This window comes from Enterobacter cloacae complex sp. P2B, from assembly GCF_014895985.1.
GTDB lineage: Bacteria > Pseudomonadota > Gammaproteobacteria > Enterobacterales > Enterobacteriaceae > Enterobacter > Enterobacter bugandensis.
In genome coordinates, this window is the sequence record NZ_JADBQQ010000022.1 from 231,875 (window position 1) to 251,164 (window position 19,290).

The window sequence follows — 19,290 nt, forward strand, 5'->3', positions numbered from 1 at the left end:
TATGTATGAAAAATAACAATTTTAAAATTTAATTAATGCTCGTTATAAAAATGTGTTGACGCGTGAGCTGGATCACATTTATTATTTACCTATCGATCGTTAACTAAATAGCTAACGACCAAAAAATTCATCTGCCAAAGGTAAACATTATGAAAAACGTCAAAACCCTCATCGCTGCTGCTGTACTGAGTTCACTCTCTTTCGCAAGCTTTGCTGCTGTACAGGTACAATCCACTCCAGCCGATCAGCATAAAGTCGGGACGATCTCTGCGTCTGCCGGGACTAACCTGGGCTCTCTGGAAGATCAGCTGGCACAAAAAGCGGAAGCAATGGGTGCAAAATCTTACCGCATCACCTCTGTGACCGGTCCTAACACCTTGCACGGCACCGCTGTCATCTACAAATAAGCCGGGCATAAACCCTCATTTATGCCACTGCAATAAAAAACGCCCTGCACATGTGCAGTAATGCCGATCGTTTAAGAACACTTGAACGATCCTGCCAGTAAGAAACAATCCGGGTTCAGCCCCTCTGGCCCGGATTTTTTACGTCTGAACTCGATATGGACTTCGTTGCGGATGCTTTCCCGTCCGACTGGATACTTTTTCCCGCTCTCTGGATGCGTCCTGCGAGAGCCGTCTGGTCATAATCTGATGCATCCAACAACGTGGTGTCCACCAAATAAGTGGTGGGTATCAACGTGTCAGATATACGGAAAAATGTGACTCCCGGTAGGCGAAAAGGCTGCCCTGAGTATTCTCCTGAGTTTAAACAGCACCTCGTTGCCGCCTCCTGCGAACCCGGGATACCGGGACGGACTTTATCCTCACAGACTGATGGCAGATAAAATCCCGCTTACGGAAACTGCCGTATATTCTTATCCTGCGGCGAAGCGGTTTAATATTTATTGCTGTTCGCCAGGGAAGAGTGATTTATATCAGGAAAAAGGTCTGAATTATCCTTTGGCAGCGGTTCCTGAATATCTGATGATGCGTTCACAAGAAAAATGCGTCGTCCATATTGTTGTTACCGGCTGAATTATTATATATGGCCAAGGCGTTATTTTTGGTCTTTTTTTATTTGTGGCGTGAATGTTTTTGTCTTATTTATGTTTAAACTGAATGACATGTATTTTGTAACATTCTGTGATGTGTTACGGAATGGCGTTTTATTAAATGGACTGTGGGCGTATTGTATTTTTAATAAATAGTCATTTTTAACAGGGATATTTGGCGATGGAAGGACCATCTGGCATTGTTCAGCAACAGGATACGTTAAACCGTTATTTACTGTATTTTACACGAGGCAAATCTGTTTTACCGGATGTTCACTCTTTTACCGGGGAAGAAGAACTCAGTAAGCCCTACCGCTACACCATCCGCTTTACCAGCCCAACATCAAACATTGCAGTCAACGAAGTCCTCAATCAGAGCGCGGAATTTATTCTGCGTGCCCCGAATCCGAAAGCAGGCTGGTACGATCAGGAGCCCTGGCTGCCGGTGCGCCAGATTAACGGGGTGATCACGTCGTTTTCCCGTCTGAAGTCATCTGCCGATGAAGCCCTGTACGAGTGTGTGCTGGAGCATGAGCTGGCGCTGCTGGACCGAAATTACCGCTCGGCCGTGTACATGGATGTAACCGTACCCGAACTCGTCACTCAGCTGATGAAGGAAAGCAGTCTGTTTGAAGGCTACAACATTGATTTTGACCAGCTGAGTCGCAGCTATCCCCGAAGGGAAATGGTCATTCAGTGGAAGGAAACCAATCTCCAGTTTATCCGCCGTCTGCTGGCCGAGGTAGGGATCTGGTTCCGCTTTGAAAACCACGACAAGGTGCAGGGCGAAACGGTGGTTATCTTTGGTGACGGTGGCCGCCGCTATGTCTTCAGCGATAAGCCGCTGCCGTACGTCCGCCATTCCGGCATGACCAGTCATGAAGAATACATTACCGAGCTCGAAGAACAATACGAACTCATTCCCGAAAGCGTGCTGGTGCGTACGTATAACTACCGTAATCCATTTTCGCCACAGGCGGATAAAACCATTTTCGATAATGATATTCCCGACGGGATAACTAGCGGCAAACAGTATCACTATGCCGATCATTATCTGGAGAACGGCGATTTTTACGGTGAAGAGGCGGAAACAGCCACGTTCTACGCGCGCCTGCGCTATGAGCGCCTGCTGAACAAACAGAGTGTGCTGGGTGGAACAACCAGTGACCCGGCACTGTTGCCGGGTGTGATGTTCCACCCGACAGGGGATATTCCTGACGGGTTTAAGCACGGTTTTCTTGTCACCACAATGACGCTTTCCGGCAGTCGAGCACAGCACTACCGCGCCATCCTGAAGGGGATCCCTTATCTGAACGGCTACAGCTATCGTCCGGAATATCTGCCGCGACCGATGATTGCCGGTACGGTACCCGGTCGCGTGGCGGCCATCAATCGGGATCGCACTTATGCCGGAGTCGATGCCCGGGGCCGATACCGCGTGAAGTTTGATTTTGACCTCGACGAGAAACGTGACGGTTTTGAAAGTGCGCTGATGCGTCTGGGCAGACCGTACGGCGGGGATGTGTTTGGTTTTCATTTCCCGCTGCTGGACGGCACAGAAGTGGCTGTAGCCTTTGAAGGCGGCGATCCGGACCGGCCCTTTATTGCGCATGTCATGCATGACGGCGCGCACCCTGATCTGGTTACAAACCGCAACGACACCCGCAACGTGATCCGCACTGCTGCTTCAAACAAAATCCGCCTGGAGGACCGCCGCGGTCAGGAACACATCAAGATTTCCACGGAGTACGGCAAGAGTCAGGTCAGCGCTGGCCACCTCGTTGACGCGGAGGGAAAACAGCGCGGTGAAGGTGTGGAAGCGCGTACTGACAATCACATGGCGCTCCGTGCGGCCAAAGGGGTGATGATCACCACGGAGGCGCAACCGCGTGCTGCGGGTAAGCAACTGGATATGACGGCCGCCATTGCGCTTCTGGAGAAAGCGTTGTCGCTGGCAATGACGCTGCAACAAAGCGCACTGACGGCCGGGGCCAGTAATGTGGAAACCGATCAGCAAAACCAGCTGAACCAAGTGCTGAGTAATCTGGCAGGGCCGGGTCTGCTTACCTATGCCGACAAAGGGCAGGCACACGTCACGCCGGACAGTCTGCAACTGTCTGCCGGGAAAGATGTGATTGTGACTGCGGGCCAGGATACCAGCGTAAACGTGGTGAAAAAATTCTCTCTGGCCGTGGGGGAAAAACTCTCGCTGTTTGCCCGCAAGCTCGGCATTCAGATGATTGCCGGTGCCGGGGATATCACGACGCAGGCCCAGCGCGGTGCCATGCATATGCTCTCGCAGAATGATTTCACGATGGCGAGCACCGCCGGGCAACTGAACGGCAGCGCCAGACAGGGCATACAGCTGGTCTGTGGCGGTGGCGGAATACGCGTCAGTCCGAACGGACTGGTCACCATATTCTCGCCAACAGGAATCGAACTGAAAGGACCCAGTCTGAAGTACGACGGCCCGGAAAGCGCGCAGGTCACGGTCCCGTCGTTCAATAAGGGCGCATTTAAGCTCCGCTACCAGCTGCACGCCGGAGATGACCCGGAGCAAATTCTCGCGAACAAAAAATTCAGGCTGACCAGCTCGGCCGGAAAAGTGGTGGAAGGCATAACGGACAGCAACGGCCATTCATCGTTGCTCGATGCCGATGACCTTGACACCTACAAAATGGAGTTAATGGAATGACGGAAGCCAGACAAAGCCCGTATGCCCCACGGGTCATATCAGAAGGGGATATCCCGATACACAAAGATTTGGGGGAGGTGGCCCAGACCCGTCGTGTTGGCGTGCCGCGTCCGATGCCGGGAATTGTAATTCTGGTCCACGGGGTGAATGACGTGGGCGAAGCGTATCAGAATCAGGAGAAAGGCATTCTTGCGGGCCTGAGTAAGCGTCTTAATCGTCAGGATTTTTACGCGCATGAATGGGGGGAATATAGAATTGCGCACCCCGGCCGTTCACCGGTTATCCCGTTTTACTGGGGATACAAGCCGGTAACGCATGAGGATTACGTTGCAGACCAGCAACGCTACAGGGAAGAGGTTTACAGGCAGGGAGACAATGCGCACCTGCCGTTTGATGCTTATCAGGAGGATAACGAGGAGAATAAAGCGGCGCTGGGTAACGACGGCAAAGGTGCGTTTAAGTACCAGAACGATAATTTCAAAAACGCCCTCGATACGAATTTTGCCAAAGGTGGAGGGACGTTTGCCAATGCGACAACCAACATCCCCGATATGTTAGGACCGGGAGCTGGTGGCGCGGCGCTGGCCGCCGCAGGGTTTGCCACATTGCACATGAATGGCGGCGATTACACGCACCCCATCTTTCCGAACCCGCACCGCATCTATCAATTCTTTGCCGCGCAGCGTCTGGCGGATTTGATCCTGACTATCCGCCGAAATCCAGTGACCGGGAAGGATGTTATTAATGTAGTGGCGCACAGCCAGGGCACGATTATCACCATGCTGGCAAATATGCTGGTCAAACAGGAGAGTTTTGATCCGGTTAATTGCACCATTCTGAACCACTCACCGTATTCGCTGGAAGGACGTCTCAGTGAAGACGCCCAGCCCGGTCATCACCAGACGGCGTTTGCCCGTCAGGAAACGTTTAAACATTTTTGTGCATTGATGGGCATTCAGTACAAAGGCGGTGATCTGTCAGACGCGGATATGCTGGCGATGGAAGCCAGCTGCGCATCACGCAAGCCTTCCGATAACCCATTGAGGAAGGATGCTAAGTATCGTCGTGACAATAACGGTAAGGTTTATAACTACTGGTGTCCGCAGGACGGTACCGTCTCCCTGCAAAACATCCAGGGATTTGGCTGGCGGGGTATTCCCGATAAGTTAGCTGCTGGCATTCCTAACCTGCGTCAGCGTGTGTTCTGCCAGCACCGCTGGGTAGGGCGACTGGAGACGGAGCCGTTTAAGATGGCACCGGAGCGAAAGGGGGATTTCAGTACCACGCCGGTGATGAATGCGGGATATTCGTACAGCGATGTGGTGATTAACGGCGAAGAGCTGCCGGAGCCATTTATTTTTAAACTCATGGGGCAGGATAACCATCCGGATAACGATCCGAAAACCAGTGATAAACCGTACACCGCGTATATCGACCCGGACAGCCCGGATGCCTACATTTCCTATTCAGCTAAAGCCAGTGCCATTTCGCGCACGGCATCGGCTACCTATGCGCTTGATAACTATCAGCGTATCAGCTGGCAACCGGGTCATGTATTAACGCCGAATGAGCTGCAGGTGGAAAGTTTTGACCGGGGGCATGAAGTTATTCGCGGTGAAGTGACGGGAACGAGAGATTTTTCTCAGCTGACGCTGACCTGGCTTAAATCCCGTGACGAACTTGAAAAGGAGTGGCAGAACACCGATCCGGTAGGCTACAGCCAGCACTCTTCTATCGTCGCCAGTGAATTTGCACCGTCGCACGCGATGGCGTTCGACCTGGCTATCGGTCAGTGCAAGTCCTTTGACTATCAGGCGGGTAAGTTCTGGGAAGGCTTGTTACACCGCGCAGACTGGCGAGACCCGCAGAATGGGTTCAAGTCAGCTGTAGATTATTACAGAACCGGAAAGTTGAATGATGAAACAACAAAATGGTTTATGAATAAACCTGAAGATGTTCTGCCTAAAGGTGAGTTCGGCGTGGAAAACCAGTTTAACAATGCCACGTCGGTTAAGCCATCCCGTGATCTGGCAACAGGGAATCAGGAAGTGGCAAATCTACAATGGGATATGCCTAAGCCAAAATCTGACAGCGACCTGGGAATAGCGAAACAAAAATCGTGGTGGGAATCGTGACAGGGAGACAAGCATGAAGATAGAACGTACAGCAGGTATTGCCCTGGTGTCAGTGCTGGTGGCCGCAGGTTGCAAGGCTTCAGAGCCGCCAACGCAGGTAGTGTACCGGTTCGATGACCATCGTTATCTGGAGCTGAAGGGCTGGGACTGCGAGGGTGAACTCTGGTACACGGATACACTGCGGGGTATCCACACGGAGCCTGTCAGCCAGTTTTACCGGATATTTACCAAAAAATATGTCCATCCATCTGAGAAATATATTGCAATAACTGGTTGGGGTGTTGGTGGATTTAGGGTTTCGAAAGATTATGGGCAGACCTGGCAAATTGCACAGTTTTCCCCTGGTGAAAATGATCTTAATGGAATGAATGCCCCACAGCAGGAAGATGTTCTTTCCTTCACGGTCGTCAACGATCAGGGTTTTTTGCAGACCAAACATCGACTGTATATGTCGTCCAAACCGTTTGACGACCCGCGCCTTGCCGCTGGTGGTCCTGGGATTGAATATACCGTTGACGACGGAACTGGGCAAAAGGTAAGCGGGAAAGTGGAACCTCGTTCACCTGGCTGGCCTTGGGGAATGGTGTATATGACCAAACAAGGTTTAGAAGGCTCTACTGAGCAACTTAAAACCAATTGGCAGAATCAACCCGATAAGGTTCCGGAAGTGAAGGGATACACCGGCTGGGACCATATGCGCTGTGATATGGATGCGGGGCGTTAAAAGATGAAAGGACTTTATTCATTGCTGACCGCGCTGCTGCTGGTGGCCGCAGGTTGCAAGGCTTCAGAGCCGCCAACACAGGTAGTGTACCGTTTTGATGATCATCGTTATCTGGAGCTGAAGGGGTGGGACTGCGAAGGAGAGCTCTGGTTTACGGATACGCAAAAAGGCATTCATTCGCAAATAGCCAGTCAGTTTTATCGAATTTTCACTAAAAAGTTCGTCCACCCTTCAGAACGTTATATTGCCATTCCGTGGTGGGGAAATATAACTGGTGGTTTTTCAGTATCAAAAGACTATGGAAAAACATGGGAAAAAGGTGGTGCATCAATGTCGCCGGGAGGCAATGAGCCTGATGGAAGTAATGCCCCTTATTATGACGATGTTATTTCCTTTACTGTTGTGAACGATCAGGGTTTTTTGCAGACCAAACATCGACTGTATATGTCGTCCAAACCGTTTGATGACCCGCGCATTCAGCCCGGTGGTCCTGGAATTGAATACACCGTGGATGACGGTATGGGAGGTAAGGTAAATGGAAAACTGGAGCCAAGCAATGCTGGCCCAGCCTGGGGGCTGGATTACATCACCAAACAAGGTCTGAAAGAAGATACAGCGCAGTTTAAGGCTAACTATCAGGGCTTACCCGATAAAGTACCGGAAGTGAAAGATTATACCGGCTGGGACCATATGCAATGCAATATGGATGCAGGGAGATAGCCATGAAAGGACTTTTTTCAGTGCTGACCGCGCTGCTGCTGGTGGCCGGTTGCAAGGCTTCAGAGCCGCCGACGCAGGTGGTTTATCGGTTTGACGATCACCGTTATCTGGAGCTGAAGGGCTGGGACTGTGAGGGCGAGCTCTGGTATACGGATACACTGCGGGGTATCCACACGGAGCCTGTCAGCCAGTTTTACCGGATATTTACCAAAAAATATGTCCATCCATCTGAGAAATATATTGCAATAACTGGTTGGGGTGTTGGTGGATTTAGGGTTTCGAAAGATTATGGGCAGACCTGGCAAATTGCACAGTTTTCCCCTGGTGAAAATGATCTTAATGGAATGAATGCCCCACAGCAGGAAGATGTTCTTTCCTTCACAGTGGTCAACGATCAGGGTTTTTTGCAGACCAAACATCGACTGTATATGTCGTCCAAACCGTTTGATGACCCGCGCATTCAGCCCGGTGGTCCTGGGATTGAATACACCGTGGATGACGGAATGGGAGGTAAGGTAAATGGAAAACTGGAGCCAAGTAATGCTGGCCCAGCTTGGGGGCTGGATTACATCACCAAACAAGGTCTGAAAGAAGATACAGCGCAGTTTAAGGCTAACTATCAGGGCTTACCCAATAAAGTACCGGAAGTGAAAGATTATACCGGCTGGGACCATATGCGCTGCGATATGGACGCAGGAAGGAAAGGATACTGATGAACGGCGTAATTCGACTGAATGACCCGCTGGTGAGCGGCGGGAAGGTAATTAAGGCGTCAGGCGCGCAGTTTATGGGCATGCCTGTCGCGCTGAAAGGGGATGAGGTGATGTGTCCCGAACACAAGGGGACGTTCCCCATTAAAGAGAGCCATCCGACATGGACGATGAACGGCCGGGGCGTGGTCGTGGATGGCTGTAAAGCGGCGTGCGGCTGTGCCATTCGCACCACACTGCCCACTGCGGGGGCTGTGTGATGAACTGGTGGCTTTACCCTAAGCAGAACGAATTTAAGCATGATTTTCCCACTATTGGTGTGTGTGTTGTCTATGTGCTCGTGGTGATTGTTTGTACTGGTATCCGGGCTGTCACCTGGCCGGGTAATAAACATGTTGATTCAGGTTTTCTTATTGATGCCGTGGTAATACCTGTCGCTGCAGTAACCTTTTTAGTACAGGCGTTCTGTATTGCGTATAACGCGCACAGACACTACATAGAAACGCGGTTATTGATTGCGGCACGGCAGGAATACAAGGTTGTCAGCTATGCCAGGCGTAACATCATCCTGGCTGGCTGGTCGATACTGACCCCGCCAAAGGCAACCAAGGAGCTGGCGCTGAACATGTTGAAACTGGAGGGGGAGTTTCCGCTGGCCGCTAAAATGCCGTTGAAAATTGACCTGGATAAATCATTCGATTTCACGCGAGCCGGGCAGGCAATTATCCACCTCCTGGAGCCGATGATGGAAAAACTCTCCCGGTACAGGCAGATTGAAGCGCTTGTATGGGTGCGAGGTGGGGATGAATCCTGTAGTGATGAACTCCGGCGTGTGCTTGAACGCTCCGGGATTTCAACCAAAAAAATCACATTTTTGCCTGAATGCCCGGACTATACGTTAGTCACAGAGTGGATAAAACAGACGAACGGCTACGTCGTTGAACGCCTGCTTATCTGTGTAGATTTGCATTCTGAAGAAGGGGAATGCAAGTGGATGGAGAATGCTACCGCGCTTCTCCTGACGAATTACTACGTTAAAACGGAAGGAGAAAAACCTGTTTATCTTTATCAACCGATGACGGGGGTTATTGACGTAGAAAGTGCAGTACCTGTTTATCTGCGTGCGGAGGCTGTCAGTAAACCCAAACAGATCTGGTATACAGGTTTAACGCGCACAGAAAAGTATCCGCTGCTGGAAGTGCTGGACGAAAAAAAAGTCGTACCGGATCGGCTGGAGCTTGAAATGTCGCTCGGTGAGCATTCTGCAGGGTATCCGTGGCTGGCACTGGCGCTGGCATCAGATGCAGTAACGTATGCACAGGGCGACCAGTTTGTGGCGGCATCCGAACAGAAAAAGTTTTCTATTACGGCGGTATCATCCAGATTAACCCATCAGCCCGATTATCCGGCGGAAAAAATGTACACTCCACCGTGGTCTTCCGCCGGACTATCCGGAATGATGTTATTTTTCGCTGTTATATTAACTATGTTTGGTTTCAGCGTTAACGAGGGGGAAGATATTTCTGGCGGGTTCTTGGTTATTCTGTTTGTAATATTTACTGGATTGTTTACGGCTGCAGGGGTATTTATTACCTGGCTACAGAGTGATAAAGCTTACCAGCACATGGGGCTGTATTGATGAATGAACTAATCGATCTTATTTTACCTCATAAATCTGTATTTTATTATGATGATTTGGCCCTCGGTGTAATGCTTGCGTTAATGGTGGTGGATATTGATTTGTCTTTTGATTACAGGAACAAAAAGCACTGGGGTGCATATAATAAATTAAAATCATTGAAGGACTCTCCAGGAATCTACCACTTATATATGCCGATACGTATCCCTTCCCGACAGGAATGCTATATTTGTGTGCCGCTGAGAATTTTCACAGGCTATAAGGTTTTTTAATGATGTTGATTATGTATCCAGGATTTCCTGCCAGAAAAAAAGCACCGACGATACGATCGTTCAGTGCTTTATGTGTCATCTAAATATCCGTTCAGGTTTAAGTCAAGCGAGCCTTAAGTAAAGCAGACGTGCAGGGCGTTTTTCTTTCCAATTTACATCGATTGCTGGATAACATCGTGATGCCGGGTGACATCGGTCGGCATGCCTGACCGCGCTTCCATCGCGCGCTCCATCACCAGGCTATCGGTATTCGCATTCGTTTTGAAGCTCACCATCGCGGCATTCAGGTTAATGGGTAACGTCTGGGGATCGTCGCCGATATTTTTTGAAAGCGGCTGGTGAATCTCAACCAGCCGCACGCCGCCTGGCTCTTCAGAGACCTTAATCGGCGTATTGATAATATTCACCTTCGTTCCCGGCGTAACGACGTTAAACAGCGTTTTGATATCGTCATCGCGCAGACGAATGCAGCCGGAGCTGACGCGCATGCCGATGCCAAAATCCGCGTTTGTACCGTGCAGCAGGTACACGCCGCCGTATGCGGCAAGGCGGATCGCGTGATGACCCATCGGGTTATCCGGGCCTGCCGGAACCACGGCAGGAAGATCGATACCCTGGGCCTTATAGCGGGCGCGAATGTTGGCCGTCGGCGTCCAGGTTGGGTTGGCGCGTTTATCCGAGACGGTGGTGACCATCGTCGGCGTCAGCGTATCGCCGCCCAGTTGACCAATACCGATAGGGTAGACGGTAACCTCATTTTTACCCGGCGGGTAATAGTACAAACGCAACTCCGCCAGGTTGATCACGATCCCCTCGCGCGGGGCATCCGGCAGGATAGTCTGTAACGGAATCGTCAGTACGCTGCCCGCGCGCGGGACGTACGGATCGACGCCGGGGTTCGCCTGCAGCAGGGCCAGAAAACCGACGTTATATTTTTTGGCTATCGCTTCCAGTGAGCCACCATTGTTTTCAACCACATGAAAACGGTTTTCGCCCACCACCTTGCTGCCGGGCGGGGGAAGGGGCCAGGTGTTTGCCCGCGCAGGAAGCGCAACCGCGACGGTGGCTGCCAGCGCAAACAGGGTTATCCAGCGGGTAAAACGCGAAGAGGTCATCATCACCATAATCCGTATAAATGATAAGGTTATTGTTTTATAAGGGGTTAAAGATAATTATGGCGAATGGGTGTGTCGGGAAGATCGGGTGAAGTGCAAAGAGTTTGTAAATTGTCCCCCCGCCAGCACTGCGCTAACGGGGGGAAGGGAGGTCAGGCGATCGCGTTCTCTTCCAGTTGACGCATAAAGTTACGCACCCAGTCCATGCGCGTTTTGCGCTCCGTCAGCTCCTGGGTAAATTTCAGTCGCGTCGGGCCATCAAGACGGAAGTGCTGCGGCTGTTTTTGCAGCAGGCCGATCAGCCACATCGGGTTGACGTGGTTCTTCTCGGCAAATTCAATGACGCCGCCTTTTTCGTTGCCCTCAAGCTTGCGAATGCCCAGCTTCTGCGCCTGCTGGCGCAGGCGCGCGATATCCAGCAGATTACGCGCAGCATCTGGCAGCAGGCCGAAGCGGTCGATCAGCTCAACCTTAATTTCTTCCAGCTCGTTTTCCGTCTTCGCGCTGGCGATGCGCTTGTAGAACGACAGTCGGGTATTCACGTCCGGAATGAAATCATCCGGCAGCAGGGAAGGCATTCGCAGCTCGACCTCGGTCTGCTGGCTGGTCAAATCTTCCAGCGACGGCTCGCGCCCGGCCTTCAGGGCATCAACCGCGTTTTCCAGCAGCTCCATATAGAGCGAGAAGCCGATGGTCTCCATGGAGCCGCTCTGGTCCTCACCCAGCAGTTCACCCGCGCCTCGGATCTCCAGGTCGTGCGTGGCCAGCGCGAAGCCTGCGCCGAGGTCTTCCAGCGAGGCGATGGCTTCCAGGCGCTTTTGCGCGTCGGTGGTCATCGCTTTCGGATGCGGCGTCAGTAGCCAGGCGTAGGCCTGATGGTGCGAACGCCCGACTCGGCCGCGCAGCTGGTGAAGCTGGGCCAGGCCGAAGTGATCCGCGCGTTCGATGATAATCGTGTTCGCCGTTGGAATGTCGATCCCGGTTTCGATGATGGTGGTACACACCAGCACGTTAAAGCGCTGGTGGTGGAAGTCGTTCATCACCCGCTCCAGCTCGCGTTCGCGCATCTGTCCGTGACCGATGGCAACACGCGCTTCCGGTACCAGTTCCGCCAGCCTGTCGGCGGCTTTCTGGATGTTTTCCACGTCGTTATACAGGTAATAGACCTGACCCCCGCGCAGCACTTCACGCAGAATGGCCTCACGCACCACCAGATTGTCGTACTCGCGGACAAAGGTTTTCACCGCCAGACGGCGCGCCGGCGGCGTGGCGATAATCGACAGATCGCGCATGCCGCTCATCGCCATGTTCAGGGTTCGCGGGATCGGCGTCGCGGTCAGGGTCAGGATATCGACGTCGGCGCGCATCGCTTTGATGCGCTCTTTATGACGCACCCCGAAGCGGTGCTCTTCGTCGACGATCAGCAGCCCCAGATCTTTCCACTTCACATCGCTTTGCAGCAGCTTGTGGGTACCGATCAGAATGTCAATTTTGCCTTCGCTGGCCTGCTCCAGGATCTGCGTCTGCTCTTTGGTGCTGCGAAAACGCGACAGCATCTCGATGCGTACCGGCCAGTTGGCGAAACGGTCCCGGAAGTTGTCGAAGTGCTGCTGGGCGAGCAGGGTGGTCGGCACCAGCACTGCCACCTGCTTGTTGTTTTCAACCGCAAGGAAGGCGGCGCGCATCGCCACTTCGGTTTTACCGAAGCCGACGTCGCCGCAGACTAAGCGGTCCATTGCCAGCGGCTGGCACATGTCGCTCAGCACGGCATTGATCGCCTGGGCCTGATCCGGCGTGGTTTCAAACGGGAAGCTGTCGCAGAACAGCTGGTACTGTTCTTTGTCGTGCTTAAAGGCGAAGCCCTCTTTGGCCGCGCGCTGGGCGTAGATATCCAGCAGTTCGGCCGCCACGTCGCGCACTTTTTCCGCCGCTTTCTGGCGTGCACGCGCCCAGGCGTCGCCGCCCAGCTTGTGCAGCGGCGCATTTTCCTCCGCGCCGCCCGCATAGCGGCTGATCAGGTGCAGCGACGAGACCGGCACATAGAGTTTGGCGTCGTTGGCGTAGGTCAGCATCAGGTATTCACCTTTGATACCGCCTGCTTCCAGCGTGGTCATCCCCTGATAGCGGCCAACGCCGTGCTCCAGGTGAACAATCGGCTGGCCTGGATGCAGCTCGGCCAGGTTGCGGATCAGCGTGTCCGGGTTGATGGTCCGACGGCTGTCCTGACGGCGGCGCGCGACGCGCTCGCCCAGCAGGTCGCTTTCGCAAATCAGCGCCAGGTTGTTGAGCGTGTCGATGAACCCGTGCTCGGCGGCACCGATCATCAGATAACGACCGTTTCCGGTCGCTTCGCTCAGACGCAGGATGCGCTTCGGCGCCACCTTAATGCGTCCCAGCAGCTCACCGAGCGCCTCGCGGCGGCCTTCACTCTCAACGGAGAACACCACCGGCCCGGTAAAGGATTCCAGGAACTTGCGCAGATTATCCAGCGGCGATTTCTGCTGAGCCTGAACGGCCAGCTCCGGCAGCGTGCGGAAGGCGAGGTTGGTGTTGGCGGCCTTATCGGCAAGCGAATCGGTTTTCAGCTGCATGCGCGGCCAGCGCTTCAGCTCGGCGTTGAGTTCGTCGGTGCGCAGCCACAGCGCTTCCGGCGGCAGAAGCGGACGCATCGGGTCAACGCCCCGGTTTTCGAAGCGCGCGCGGGTTTCGCTTTCAAAGCGGCTGGCGCTGGCGTCGATATCGCCGGTGTTCACAATCAGCGTATTCGCCGGGAAGTAGCTGAACAGGGCGGGCAGCGGCTCGCTGAAGAACAGCGGCTGCCAGTATTCGATTCCGGCCGGGAGCGTACCTTTGCTGACCTGCTGATAGATATGTTCTGCATCACGCTTTACGTCGAACCTGTCGCGCCACTGGCTGCGGAACAGCTCGATGGCGGTTTTGTCCGTCGGGAACTCGTGGGCAGGCAGTAAATTGATGGATTCCACCTCTTCCAGCGTGCGCTGGGTGTCGGCATCGAACACGCGCAGGCTGTCGATTTCATCATCAAAGAAATCCAGACGATACGGCTGGTCGCTGCCCATCGGGTAAAGGTCGAGCAGCGCGCCGCGGGTGGCATATTCCCCGTGCTCCATGACCTGATCGACATGGCGATATCCGGCACCGTCAAGCTGGTCTCGCAGGGTGTCGCGAGACAGGCGCTGGCCTTTTTTCATCACCAGCGCGTGGCCGTGCAGATAGCTATGCGGGCAGACGCGCTGCATCAGGGTATTCACCGGCACAATCAGCACGCCGCGCTGCATGGTCGGGAGTTGATATAGCGTCGACAGGCGCGAGGAGATGATCTCCTGATGCGGGGAGAAACTGTCATACGGCAGCGTTTCCCAGTCGGCCAGGCTGAACACCAGGCTATCGGTGAACTGGCGGATTTCATCGTGCAGGCGCAGGGCGTTTTGCATATCCGGGGCAACCAGCACCACCGGGCCAGGGTGCCGCTCAGCGATTTCTGCCACCAGCGTGGCGCACGCCGCGCCCGTGAGTTCACCCAGCTGGCGCTGGTCGCCCGCTTTGACGGGCAAGGAATAACGATAGTGTTCAGGCATGGCTATGTCAGAGTCTCTTATGGATATACCAACAGTATTGGGGCATATCACTGATACGCAATGTCTTTATTATCCTCGATCGTTTTACATAAGCAAATTGTAACCGCACGGCAGGGCTAAACGCCCCCAAAACCGGGGCGGAGAGGGCGTTAGCGGGTGGCAGGTGACAGGCTCCGCGTAGACGGAGGAGAGAAGAAAAGGTCCCCGAACAGCGCGGTGGAAATTTTACGCACCCCGAGCCCGGCAAGGGTACAGATCAGCAGGCTGGCAATCGGGTAGACCAGTATTAAGCACAGTTCTGCCCAGACCGGCCACAGGGCGGCATTCATCTCGCCGATCAGGATCAGGCTGAAGGCCTCAATTAAGATGCGGTGGGTGGTATAGATCGCAATGGTGTTTGAGCCAATCACGTTCAGCAGGTTGTTGGGATGTACGGCATAACGCTGCTCAAGGCTGTAGAACAGCTTCATGATCAACACGATCGACAGCAGAGAAAGCAGGAGAGGAACGTTAGCAAACCACAGCACCACGGAGACGGCCGCGAAAGCGCCAGTAGCCAGCCAGGTGCGGCGCAGGTTGAAGCTTTTCATCCACGCCATCAGCTCGGCGCCATACCACGCCCCCAGGCTGTAGTAGATCATGTTGCGTACCACGCTGTTCATTCCCCACCACGGCAGCGGCAGGAAGTTGATCGCGATGCTCGCCAGCGCAAGAAGTCCGAGTACCGGCAGCTTCCAGCGGCTCAGCAGTTTACACAGCGTGAAGTAGACCACCAGAGCATACAGATACCACAGGCTGGTGCTGGCGGTGAGCATGCCCCGCACAAATCCTGCCAGAGAATCGGCGTAGGCCGCGTTCGACGAGGTGGCAAGCTCGCGATCGGGCGCCAGCCAGGCGTTCAGGTGGGTCAGCGCCTGCCATTGCAGGATCCCCCACAGCGCCAGAACCCAGACAATGCTCCAGATCCGCTTGTCGAGGCTGGTGCGCCAGTCTACCTCATCAATATAACGACGGATCAGATAGCCGGAGATAAAGAAGAAAACCGGCATCCGGAACGGGGCGAGATAGAGGTTAAAATAGACCCAGCATTTGGCGAGGAGACCGGAGAGCGGATGCTGTAGCCCGCTGAGATGAGGATAAAAGGTGATAACCGAGTGGTAAATCACCACCAGACAGATGCACAGCCCTTTTATCTGGTTTATCCATAATGCTTTTTGCTTCATTGTTCGCAACTACCTTATTGCCATAGACGAACGAGCAATTGTTGTTAAACGAAACCGTGATGTAATGGGTAACAGTCTGTATCAGGAGGTTTTTCGGAAAAGGTGGAGGTTGCGAGGCGCGGTTTCAGACATTAGTACCCTGATTTATCTGAATTTTTCGGAAAAATGATTACCAAAGCTTACGGTTTCAGTCATTTACCCTTAACGGATTCGCTTATATACTCGTGGGTCTGCTATCAGCAAACAGACGGACTTCATGTATCAACCTGTCGCACTCTTCATAGGCTTACGTTACATGCGTGGGCGCGCCGCGGACCGCTTCGGTCGCTTTGTCTCCTGGCTTTCGACTATTGGCATTACGCTCGGCGTGATGGCTCTGGTGACGGTGCTTTCCGTCATGAATGGCTTCGAGCGCGAGCTGCAAAACAACATCCTGGGGCTGATGCCGCAGGCCGTTCTCTCATCGAATAACGGTTCCGTTAACCCGCAACAGCTGCCGGAAAGCGCGGCGAAGTTACAGGGCGTCACGCGCGTTGCGCCCTTAACCACTGGCGATGTGGTGCTGCAAAGCGCCCGCAGCGTGGCGGTCGGCGTGATGCTGGGGATTGACCCGGCGCAAAAAGACCCGCTGACGCCGTTCCTGGTTAACGTGAAGCAAACCGATCTGGAAGCCGGAAAATACAACGTGATTCTGGGTGAGCAGCTTGCCGGGCAGCTTGGCGTCAACCGCGGCGATCAGCTGCGCGTGATGGTGCCGTCCGCCAGCCAGTTTACGCCAATGGGTCGCCTGCCGAGCCAGCGCCTGTTTAACGTGATTGGTACTTTTGCCGCCAACAGCGAAGTTGACGGCTATCAGATGCTGGTGAACATTCAGGATGCGTCACGCCTGATGCGCTACCCGGCGGGAAATATCACCGGCTGGCGCCTGTGGCTCGATCAGCCGCTGAAGGTCGATACCCTCAGCCAGCAAAAACTGCCGGACGGCACCAAATGGCAGGACTGGCGCGAGCGTAAAGGCGAGCTGTTCCAGGCCGTGCGCATGGAAAAAAACATGATGGGGCTGCTGCTGAGCCTGATCGTCGCCGTGGCTGCATTTAACATCATCACCTCGCTGGGCCTGATGGTGATGGAGAAGCAGGGCGAAGTCGCCATCCTGCAAACCCAGGGTTTGACGCCGCGCCAGATCATGGCGGTCTTTATGGTGCAGGGGGCCAGTGCAGGCATTATCGGCGCGCTGTTGGGCGCCGTGCTCGGCGCACTGCTTGCCAGCCAGCTTAATAACTTAATGCCGATCATCGGCGCGCTCCTTGACGGCGCGGCGCTGCCGGTGGCTATCGAGCCGCTGCAGGTGGTCGGAATTGCGCTGGCCGCGATGGCCATTGCGCTGCTTTCTACGCTTTATCCTTCCTGGCGCGCTGCCGCCACTCAACCCGCTGAGGCTTTACGTTATGAATAAGATCCTGTTGCAATGCGACAACCTGTCCAAACGCTATCAGGAAGGCACTGTGCAGACTGACGTGCTGCACAATGTGAGCTTCAGCGTGGGCGAGGGCGAGATGATGGCGATTGTCGGCAGCTCCGGCTCGGGCAAAAGTACTCTGCTGCACCTGCTGGGCGGGCTGGACACGCCAACCAACGGCGACGTGATCTTCTCCGGCCAGCCGATGAGCAAAATGTCCTCGGCGGCGAAGGCCGAGCTGCGCAACCGCGAGCTCGGCTTTATCTACCAGTTCCACCACCTGCTGCCGGATTTCACGGCGCTGGAAAACGTGGCGATGCCGCTGCTGATTGGCAAAAAGAAACCGGCAGAGATTAACGCCCGCGCCAGCGACATGCTGAAAGCGGTAGGACTGGGCCACCGGGGAAATCACCGCCCGTCGGAGCTGTCCGGCGGCGAGCGCCAGCGCGTGGCGATTGCCCGCGCGCTGGTCAATAATCCGCGCCTGGTGCTGGCGGATGAACCGACCGGTAACCTGGACGCACGCAATGCGGACAGTATCTTCCAGCTTCTCGGCGAGCTGAACGCCTCGCAGGGAACCGCGTTTCTGGTGGTGACTCACGACCTGCAGCTGGCAAAACGCATGGGTCGCCAGCTTGAGATGCGCGACGGCCATCTGAACGCGGAACTGACCCTGATGGGAGCAGAGTAATGGCGTCACCGTTATCGTTACTCATCGGGTTACGTTTTAGCCGCGGCCGCCGTCGCGGCGGTATGGTGTCGCTGATCTCCGTGATCTCCACCATCGGTATTGCGCTGGGCGTGGCGGTGCTGATTGTCGGCCTGAGCGCCATGAACGGCTTTGAGCGCGAGCTGAATAACCGCATTCTGGCGGTGGTGCCGCACGGGGAGATCGAGCCGGTTAACCAGCCGTGGGCCAACTGGAGCGATGCACTCACCAAAGTGGAAAAAGTGCCGGGCATTGCCGCGGCCGCGCCCTACATTAACTTTACCGGGCTGGTGGAGAGCGGGGTAAACCTGCGCGCCATCCAGGTGAAAGGGGTCAACCCGGCCCAGGAAGCGCGGCTCAGCGCGCTGCCGAAATATGTTCAGAACGGCGCGTGGGCGAACTTTAAGGCCGGCGAGCAGCAGATCATTATGGGTAAAGGCGTTGCCGATGCCCTGAAGGTGAAGCAGGGCGACTGGGTGTCAATCATGATCCCGAACGCCAGCGCCGATCACAAATTACAGCAGCCCAAGCGCGTGCGCCTGCACGTTACCGGTATTCTTCAGCTGAGCGGCCAGCTTGACCATAGCTTTGCGATGGTTCCGCTGGAAGATGCGCGCCAGTATCTCGACATGGGCGACAGCGTGACGGGCATTGCGATTAAGGTGAACGACGTCTTTAACGCCAACAAACTGGTGCGTGATGCCGGCAGCGTCACCAATAACTATGTCTACATCAAAAGCTGGATCGGCACTTACGGCTATATGTACCGTGATATCCAGATGATCCGTGCGATCATGTATCTGGCGATGGTGCTGGTGATTGGCGTGGCGTGCTTTAATATCGTCTCGACGCTGGTAATGGCGGTTAAGGACAAGAGCGGCGACATCGCCGTGTTGCGTACCCTCGGGGCAAAAGACGGTCTTATTCGCGCCATCTTCGTCTGGTACGGTTTGCTGGCAGGGCTGTTCGGCAGCCTTTGCGGCGTGGTGATTGGCGTGGTGGTTTCTCTGCAGCTGACGCCGATTATCAACGGGATTGAAAAGCTTATTGGTCACCAGTTCCTGTCCGGTGACATCTATTTTATTGACTTCCTGCCGTCTGAACTGCACTGGCTGGACGTTTTTTATGTGCTGGTTACAGCACTTTTACTGAGTCTGCTGGCAAGCTGGTATCCGGCGCGTCGCGCAAGCCGAATTGATCCGGCGAGGGTATTAAGTGGCCAGTAATTACGTCATG

16 protein-coding genes are annotated in these 19,290 nt (G+C 54.3%); 13 read left to right on the plus strand and 3 right to left on the minus strand.

Annotated features, from left to right (window positions below; translation table 11 throughout):
- Positions 1-149: 149 nt before the first annotated feature.
- From bhsA to IM313_RS19780, 10 genes are all read left to right on the plus strand, one after another.
- Positions 150-407: a multiple stress resistance protein BhsA gene (gene bhsA / locus IM313_RS19735; protein ID WP_023332711.1), complete on the plus strand. Its 258-nt coding sequence runs from the start codon at positions 150-152 to the stop codon at positions 405-407.
- Between the two features lie 429 nt (positions 408-836).
- A complete protein-coding gene (locus IM313_RS19740) occupies positions 837-1,037 on the plus strand; it encodes a hypothetical protein (RefSeq protein WP_126327399.1) in 201 nt (66 codons plus the stop codon).
- A gap of 198 nt (positions 1,038-1,235) precedes the next feature.
- The gene (locus tag IM313_RS19745) at positions 1,236-3,749 is read left to right on the plus strand and encodes a type VI secretion system Vgr family protein (RefSeq protein WP_192970911.1); all 2,514 of its coding nucleotides are present in this window, start codon (positions 1,236-1,238) and stop codon (positions 3,747-3,749) included.
- Positions 3,746-5,884: a DUF3274 domain-containing protein gene (locus IM313_RS19750; protein ID WP_192970912.1), complete on the plus strand. Its 2,139-nt coding sequence runs from the start codon at positions 3,746-3,748 to the stop codon at positions 5,882-5,884. The genes IM313_RS19745 and IM313_RS19750 overlap by 4 nt, the downstream gene beginning before the upstream one ends.
- A gap of 13 nt (positions 5,885-5,897) precedes the next feature.
- Positions 5,898-6,608: a hypothetical protein gene (locus IM313_RS19755; protein WP_045261632.1), complete on the plus strand. Its 711-nt coding sequence runs from the start codon at positions 5,898-5,900 to the stop codon at positions 6,606-6,608.
- A gap of 3 nt (positions 6,609-6,611) precedes the next feature.
- Positions 6,612-7,328 carry a hypothetical protein gene (locus IM313_RS19760; protein ID WP_192970913.1) on the plus strand — a complete coding sequence of 239 codons (717 nt, stop codon included), beginning with the start codon at positions 6,612-6,614 and terminating at the stop codon, positions 7,326-7,328.
- Positions 7,329-7,330: 2 nt separating this feature from the next.
- Positions 7,331-8,041, plus strand: coding sequence for a hypothetical protein (locus tag IM313_RS19765; protein ID WP_192970914.1), 711 nt, complete (start codon positions 7,331-7,333; stop codon positions 8,039-8,041).
- Complete coding sequence (locus tag IM313_RS19770; RefSeq protein ID WP_192970915.1) at positions 8,041-8,298, plus strand: PAAR domain-containing protein; 258 nt, start codon at positions 8,041-8,043, stop codon at positions 8,296-8,298. Before IM313_RS19765 ends, IM313_RS19770 begins: the two co-directional genes overlap by 1 nt.
- A complete protein-coding gene (locus IM313_RS19775) occupies positions 8,298-9,677 on the plus strand; it encodes a hypothetical protein (protein WP_192970916.1) in 1,380 nt (459 codons plus the stop codon). The genes IM313_RS19770 and IM313_RS19775 overlap by 1 nt, the downstream gene beginning before the upstream one ends.
- On the plus strand, positions 9,677-9,949 hold the full coding sequence (locus IM313_RS19780) for a hypothetical protein (RefSeq protein ID WP_192970917.1): 273 nt from the start codon (positions 9,677-9,679) through the stop codon (positions 9,947-9,949). Before IM313_RS19775 ends, IM313_RS19780 begins: the two co-directional genes overlap by 1 nt.
- 152 nt (positions 9,950-10,101) lie before the next feature.
- Here IM313_RS19780 and IM313_RS19785 read toward each other — a convergent pair whose 3' ends face one another.
- The 3 genes from IM313_RS19785 to IM313_RS19795 form a co-directional block, all read right to left on the minus strand.
- Positions 10,102-11,067, minus strand: coding sequence for a L,D-transpeptidase family protein (locus IM313_RS19785; protein ID WP_192970918.1), 966 nt, complete (start codon positions 11,065-11,067; stop codon positions 10,102-10,104).
- A gap of 149 nt (positions 11,068-11,216) precedes the next feature.
- Complete coding sequence (gene mfd / locus IM313_RS19790) at positions 11,217-14,663, minus strand: transcription-repair coupling factor (RefSeq protein WP_063942645.1); 3,447 nt, start codon at positions 14,661-14,663, stop codon at positions 11,217-11,219.
- A gap of 149 nt (positions 14,664-14,812) precedes the next feature.
- On the minus strand, positions 14,813-15,886 hold the full coding sequence (locus tag IM313_RS19795; protein WP_063437660.1) for an acyltransferase family protein: 1,074 nt from the start codon (positions 15,884-15,886) through the stop codon (positions 14,813-14,815).
- A gap of 256 nt (positions 15,887-16,142) precedes the next feature.
- Between IM313_RS19795 and lolC the strand changes: the two genes are divergently transcribed.
- Genes lolC through lolE form a run of 3 tightly spaced genes read left to right on the plus strand, consistent with a single transcriptional unit; the run spans position 16,143 to position 19,280 of the window.
- A complete protein-coding gene (gene lolC / locus IM313_RS19800; protein ID WP_028012739.1) occupies positions 16,143-17,342 on the plus strand; it encodes a lipoprotein-releasing ABC transporter permease subunit LolC in 1,200 nt (399 codons plus the stop codon).
- Positions 17,335-18,036: a lipoprotein-releasing ABC transporter ATP-binding protein LolD gene (lolD, locus tag IM313_RS19805; RefSeq protein WP_008500772.1), complete on the plus strand. Its 702-nt coding sequence runs from the start codon at positions 17,335-17,337 to the stop codon at positions 18,034-18,036. Before lolC ends, lolD begins: the two co-directional genes overlap by 8 nt.
- Positions 18,036-19,280 (plus strand): lipoprotein-releasing ABC transporter permease subunit LolE, encoded by a 1,245-nt coding sequence (lolE, locus tag IM313_RS19810; RefSeq protein WP_028012740.1) that lies wholly within the window; start codon positions 18,036-18,038, stop codon positions 19,278-19,280. The genes lolD and lolE overlap by 1 nt, the downstream gene beginning before the upstream one ends.
- The last annotated feature ends 10 nt before the right edge of the window (positions 19,281-19,290 follow it).

What these genes read in the sequence shown, in the direction of transcription:
- bhsA (WP_023332711.1), top strand. Translation starts at nt 150, where the DNA reads ATGAAAAACGTCAAAACCCTCATCGCTGCTGCTGTACTGAGTTCACTC.
- IM313_RS19750 (WP_192970912.1), top strand. Translation starts at nt 3,746, where the DNA reads ATGACGGAAGCCAGACAAAGCCCGTATGCCCCACGGGTCATATCAGAA.
- IM313_RS19785 (WP_192970918.1), bottom strand. Translation starts at nt 11,067, where the DNA reads ATGATGACCTCTTCGCGTTTTACCCGCTGGATAACCCTGTTTGCGCTG.
- IM313_RS19760 (WP_192970913.1), top strand. Translation starts at nt 6,612, where the DNA reads ATGAAAGGACTTTATTCATTGCTGACCGCGCTGCTGCTGGTGGCCGCA.
- IM313_RS19770 (WP_192970915.1), top strand. Translation starts at nt 8,041, where the DNA reads ATGAACGGCGTAATTCGACTGAATGACCCGCTGGTGAGCGGCGGGAAG.
- mfd (WP_063942645.1), bottom strand. Translation starts at nt 14,663, where the DNA reads ATGCCTGAACACTATCGTTATTCCTTGCCCGTCAAAGCGGGCGACCAG.
- IM313_RS19780 (WP_192970917.1), top strand. Translation starts at nt 9,677, where the DNA reads ATGAATGAACTAATCGATCTTATTTTACCTCATAAATCTGTATTTTAT.
- IM313_RS19745 (WP_192970911.1), top strand. Translation starts at nt 1,236, where the DNA reads ATGGAAGGACCATCTGGCATTGTTCAGCAACAGGATACGTTAAACCGT.
- IM313_RS19765 (WP_192970914.1), top strand. Translation starts at nt 7,331, where the DNA reads ATGAAAGGACTTTTTTCAGTGCTGACCGCGCTGCTGCTGGTGGCCGGT.
- IM313_RS19755 (WP_045261632.1), top strand. Translation starts at nt 5,898, where the DNA reads ATGAAGATAGAACGTACAGCAGGTATTGCCCTGGTGTCAGTGCTGGTG.
- lolD (WP_008500772.1), top strand. Translation starts at nt 17,335, where the DNA reads ATGAATAAGATCCTGTTGCAATGCGACAACCTGTCCAAACGCTATCAG.
- IM313_RS19775 (WP_192970916.1), top strand. Translation starts at nt 8,298, where the DNA reads ATGAACTGGTGGCTTTACCCTAAGCAGAACGAATTTAAGCATGATTTT.
- IM313_RS19740 (WP_126327399.1), top strand. Translation starts at nt 837, where the DNA reads ATGGCAGATAAAATCCCGCTTACGGAAACTGCCGTATATTCTTATCCT.
- lolE (WP_028012740.1), top strand. Translation starts at nt 18,036, where the DNA reads ATGGCGTCACCGTTATCGTTACTCATCGGGTTACGTTTTAGCCGCGGC.
- IM313_RS19795 (WP_063437660.1), bottom strand. Translation starts at nt 15,886, where the DNA reads ATGAAGCAAAAAGCATTATGGATAAACCAGATAAAAGGGCTGTGCATC.
- lolC (WP_028012739.1), top strand. Translation starts at nt 16,143, where the DNA reads ATGTATCAACCTGTCGCACTCTTCATAGGCTTACGTTACATGCGTGGG.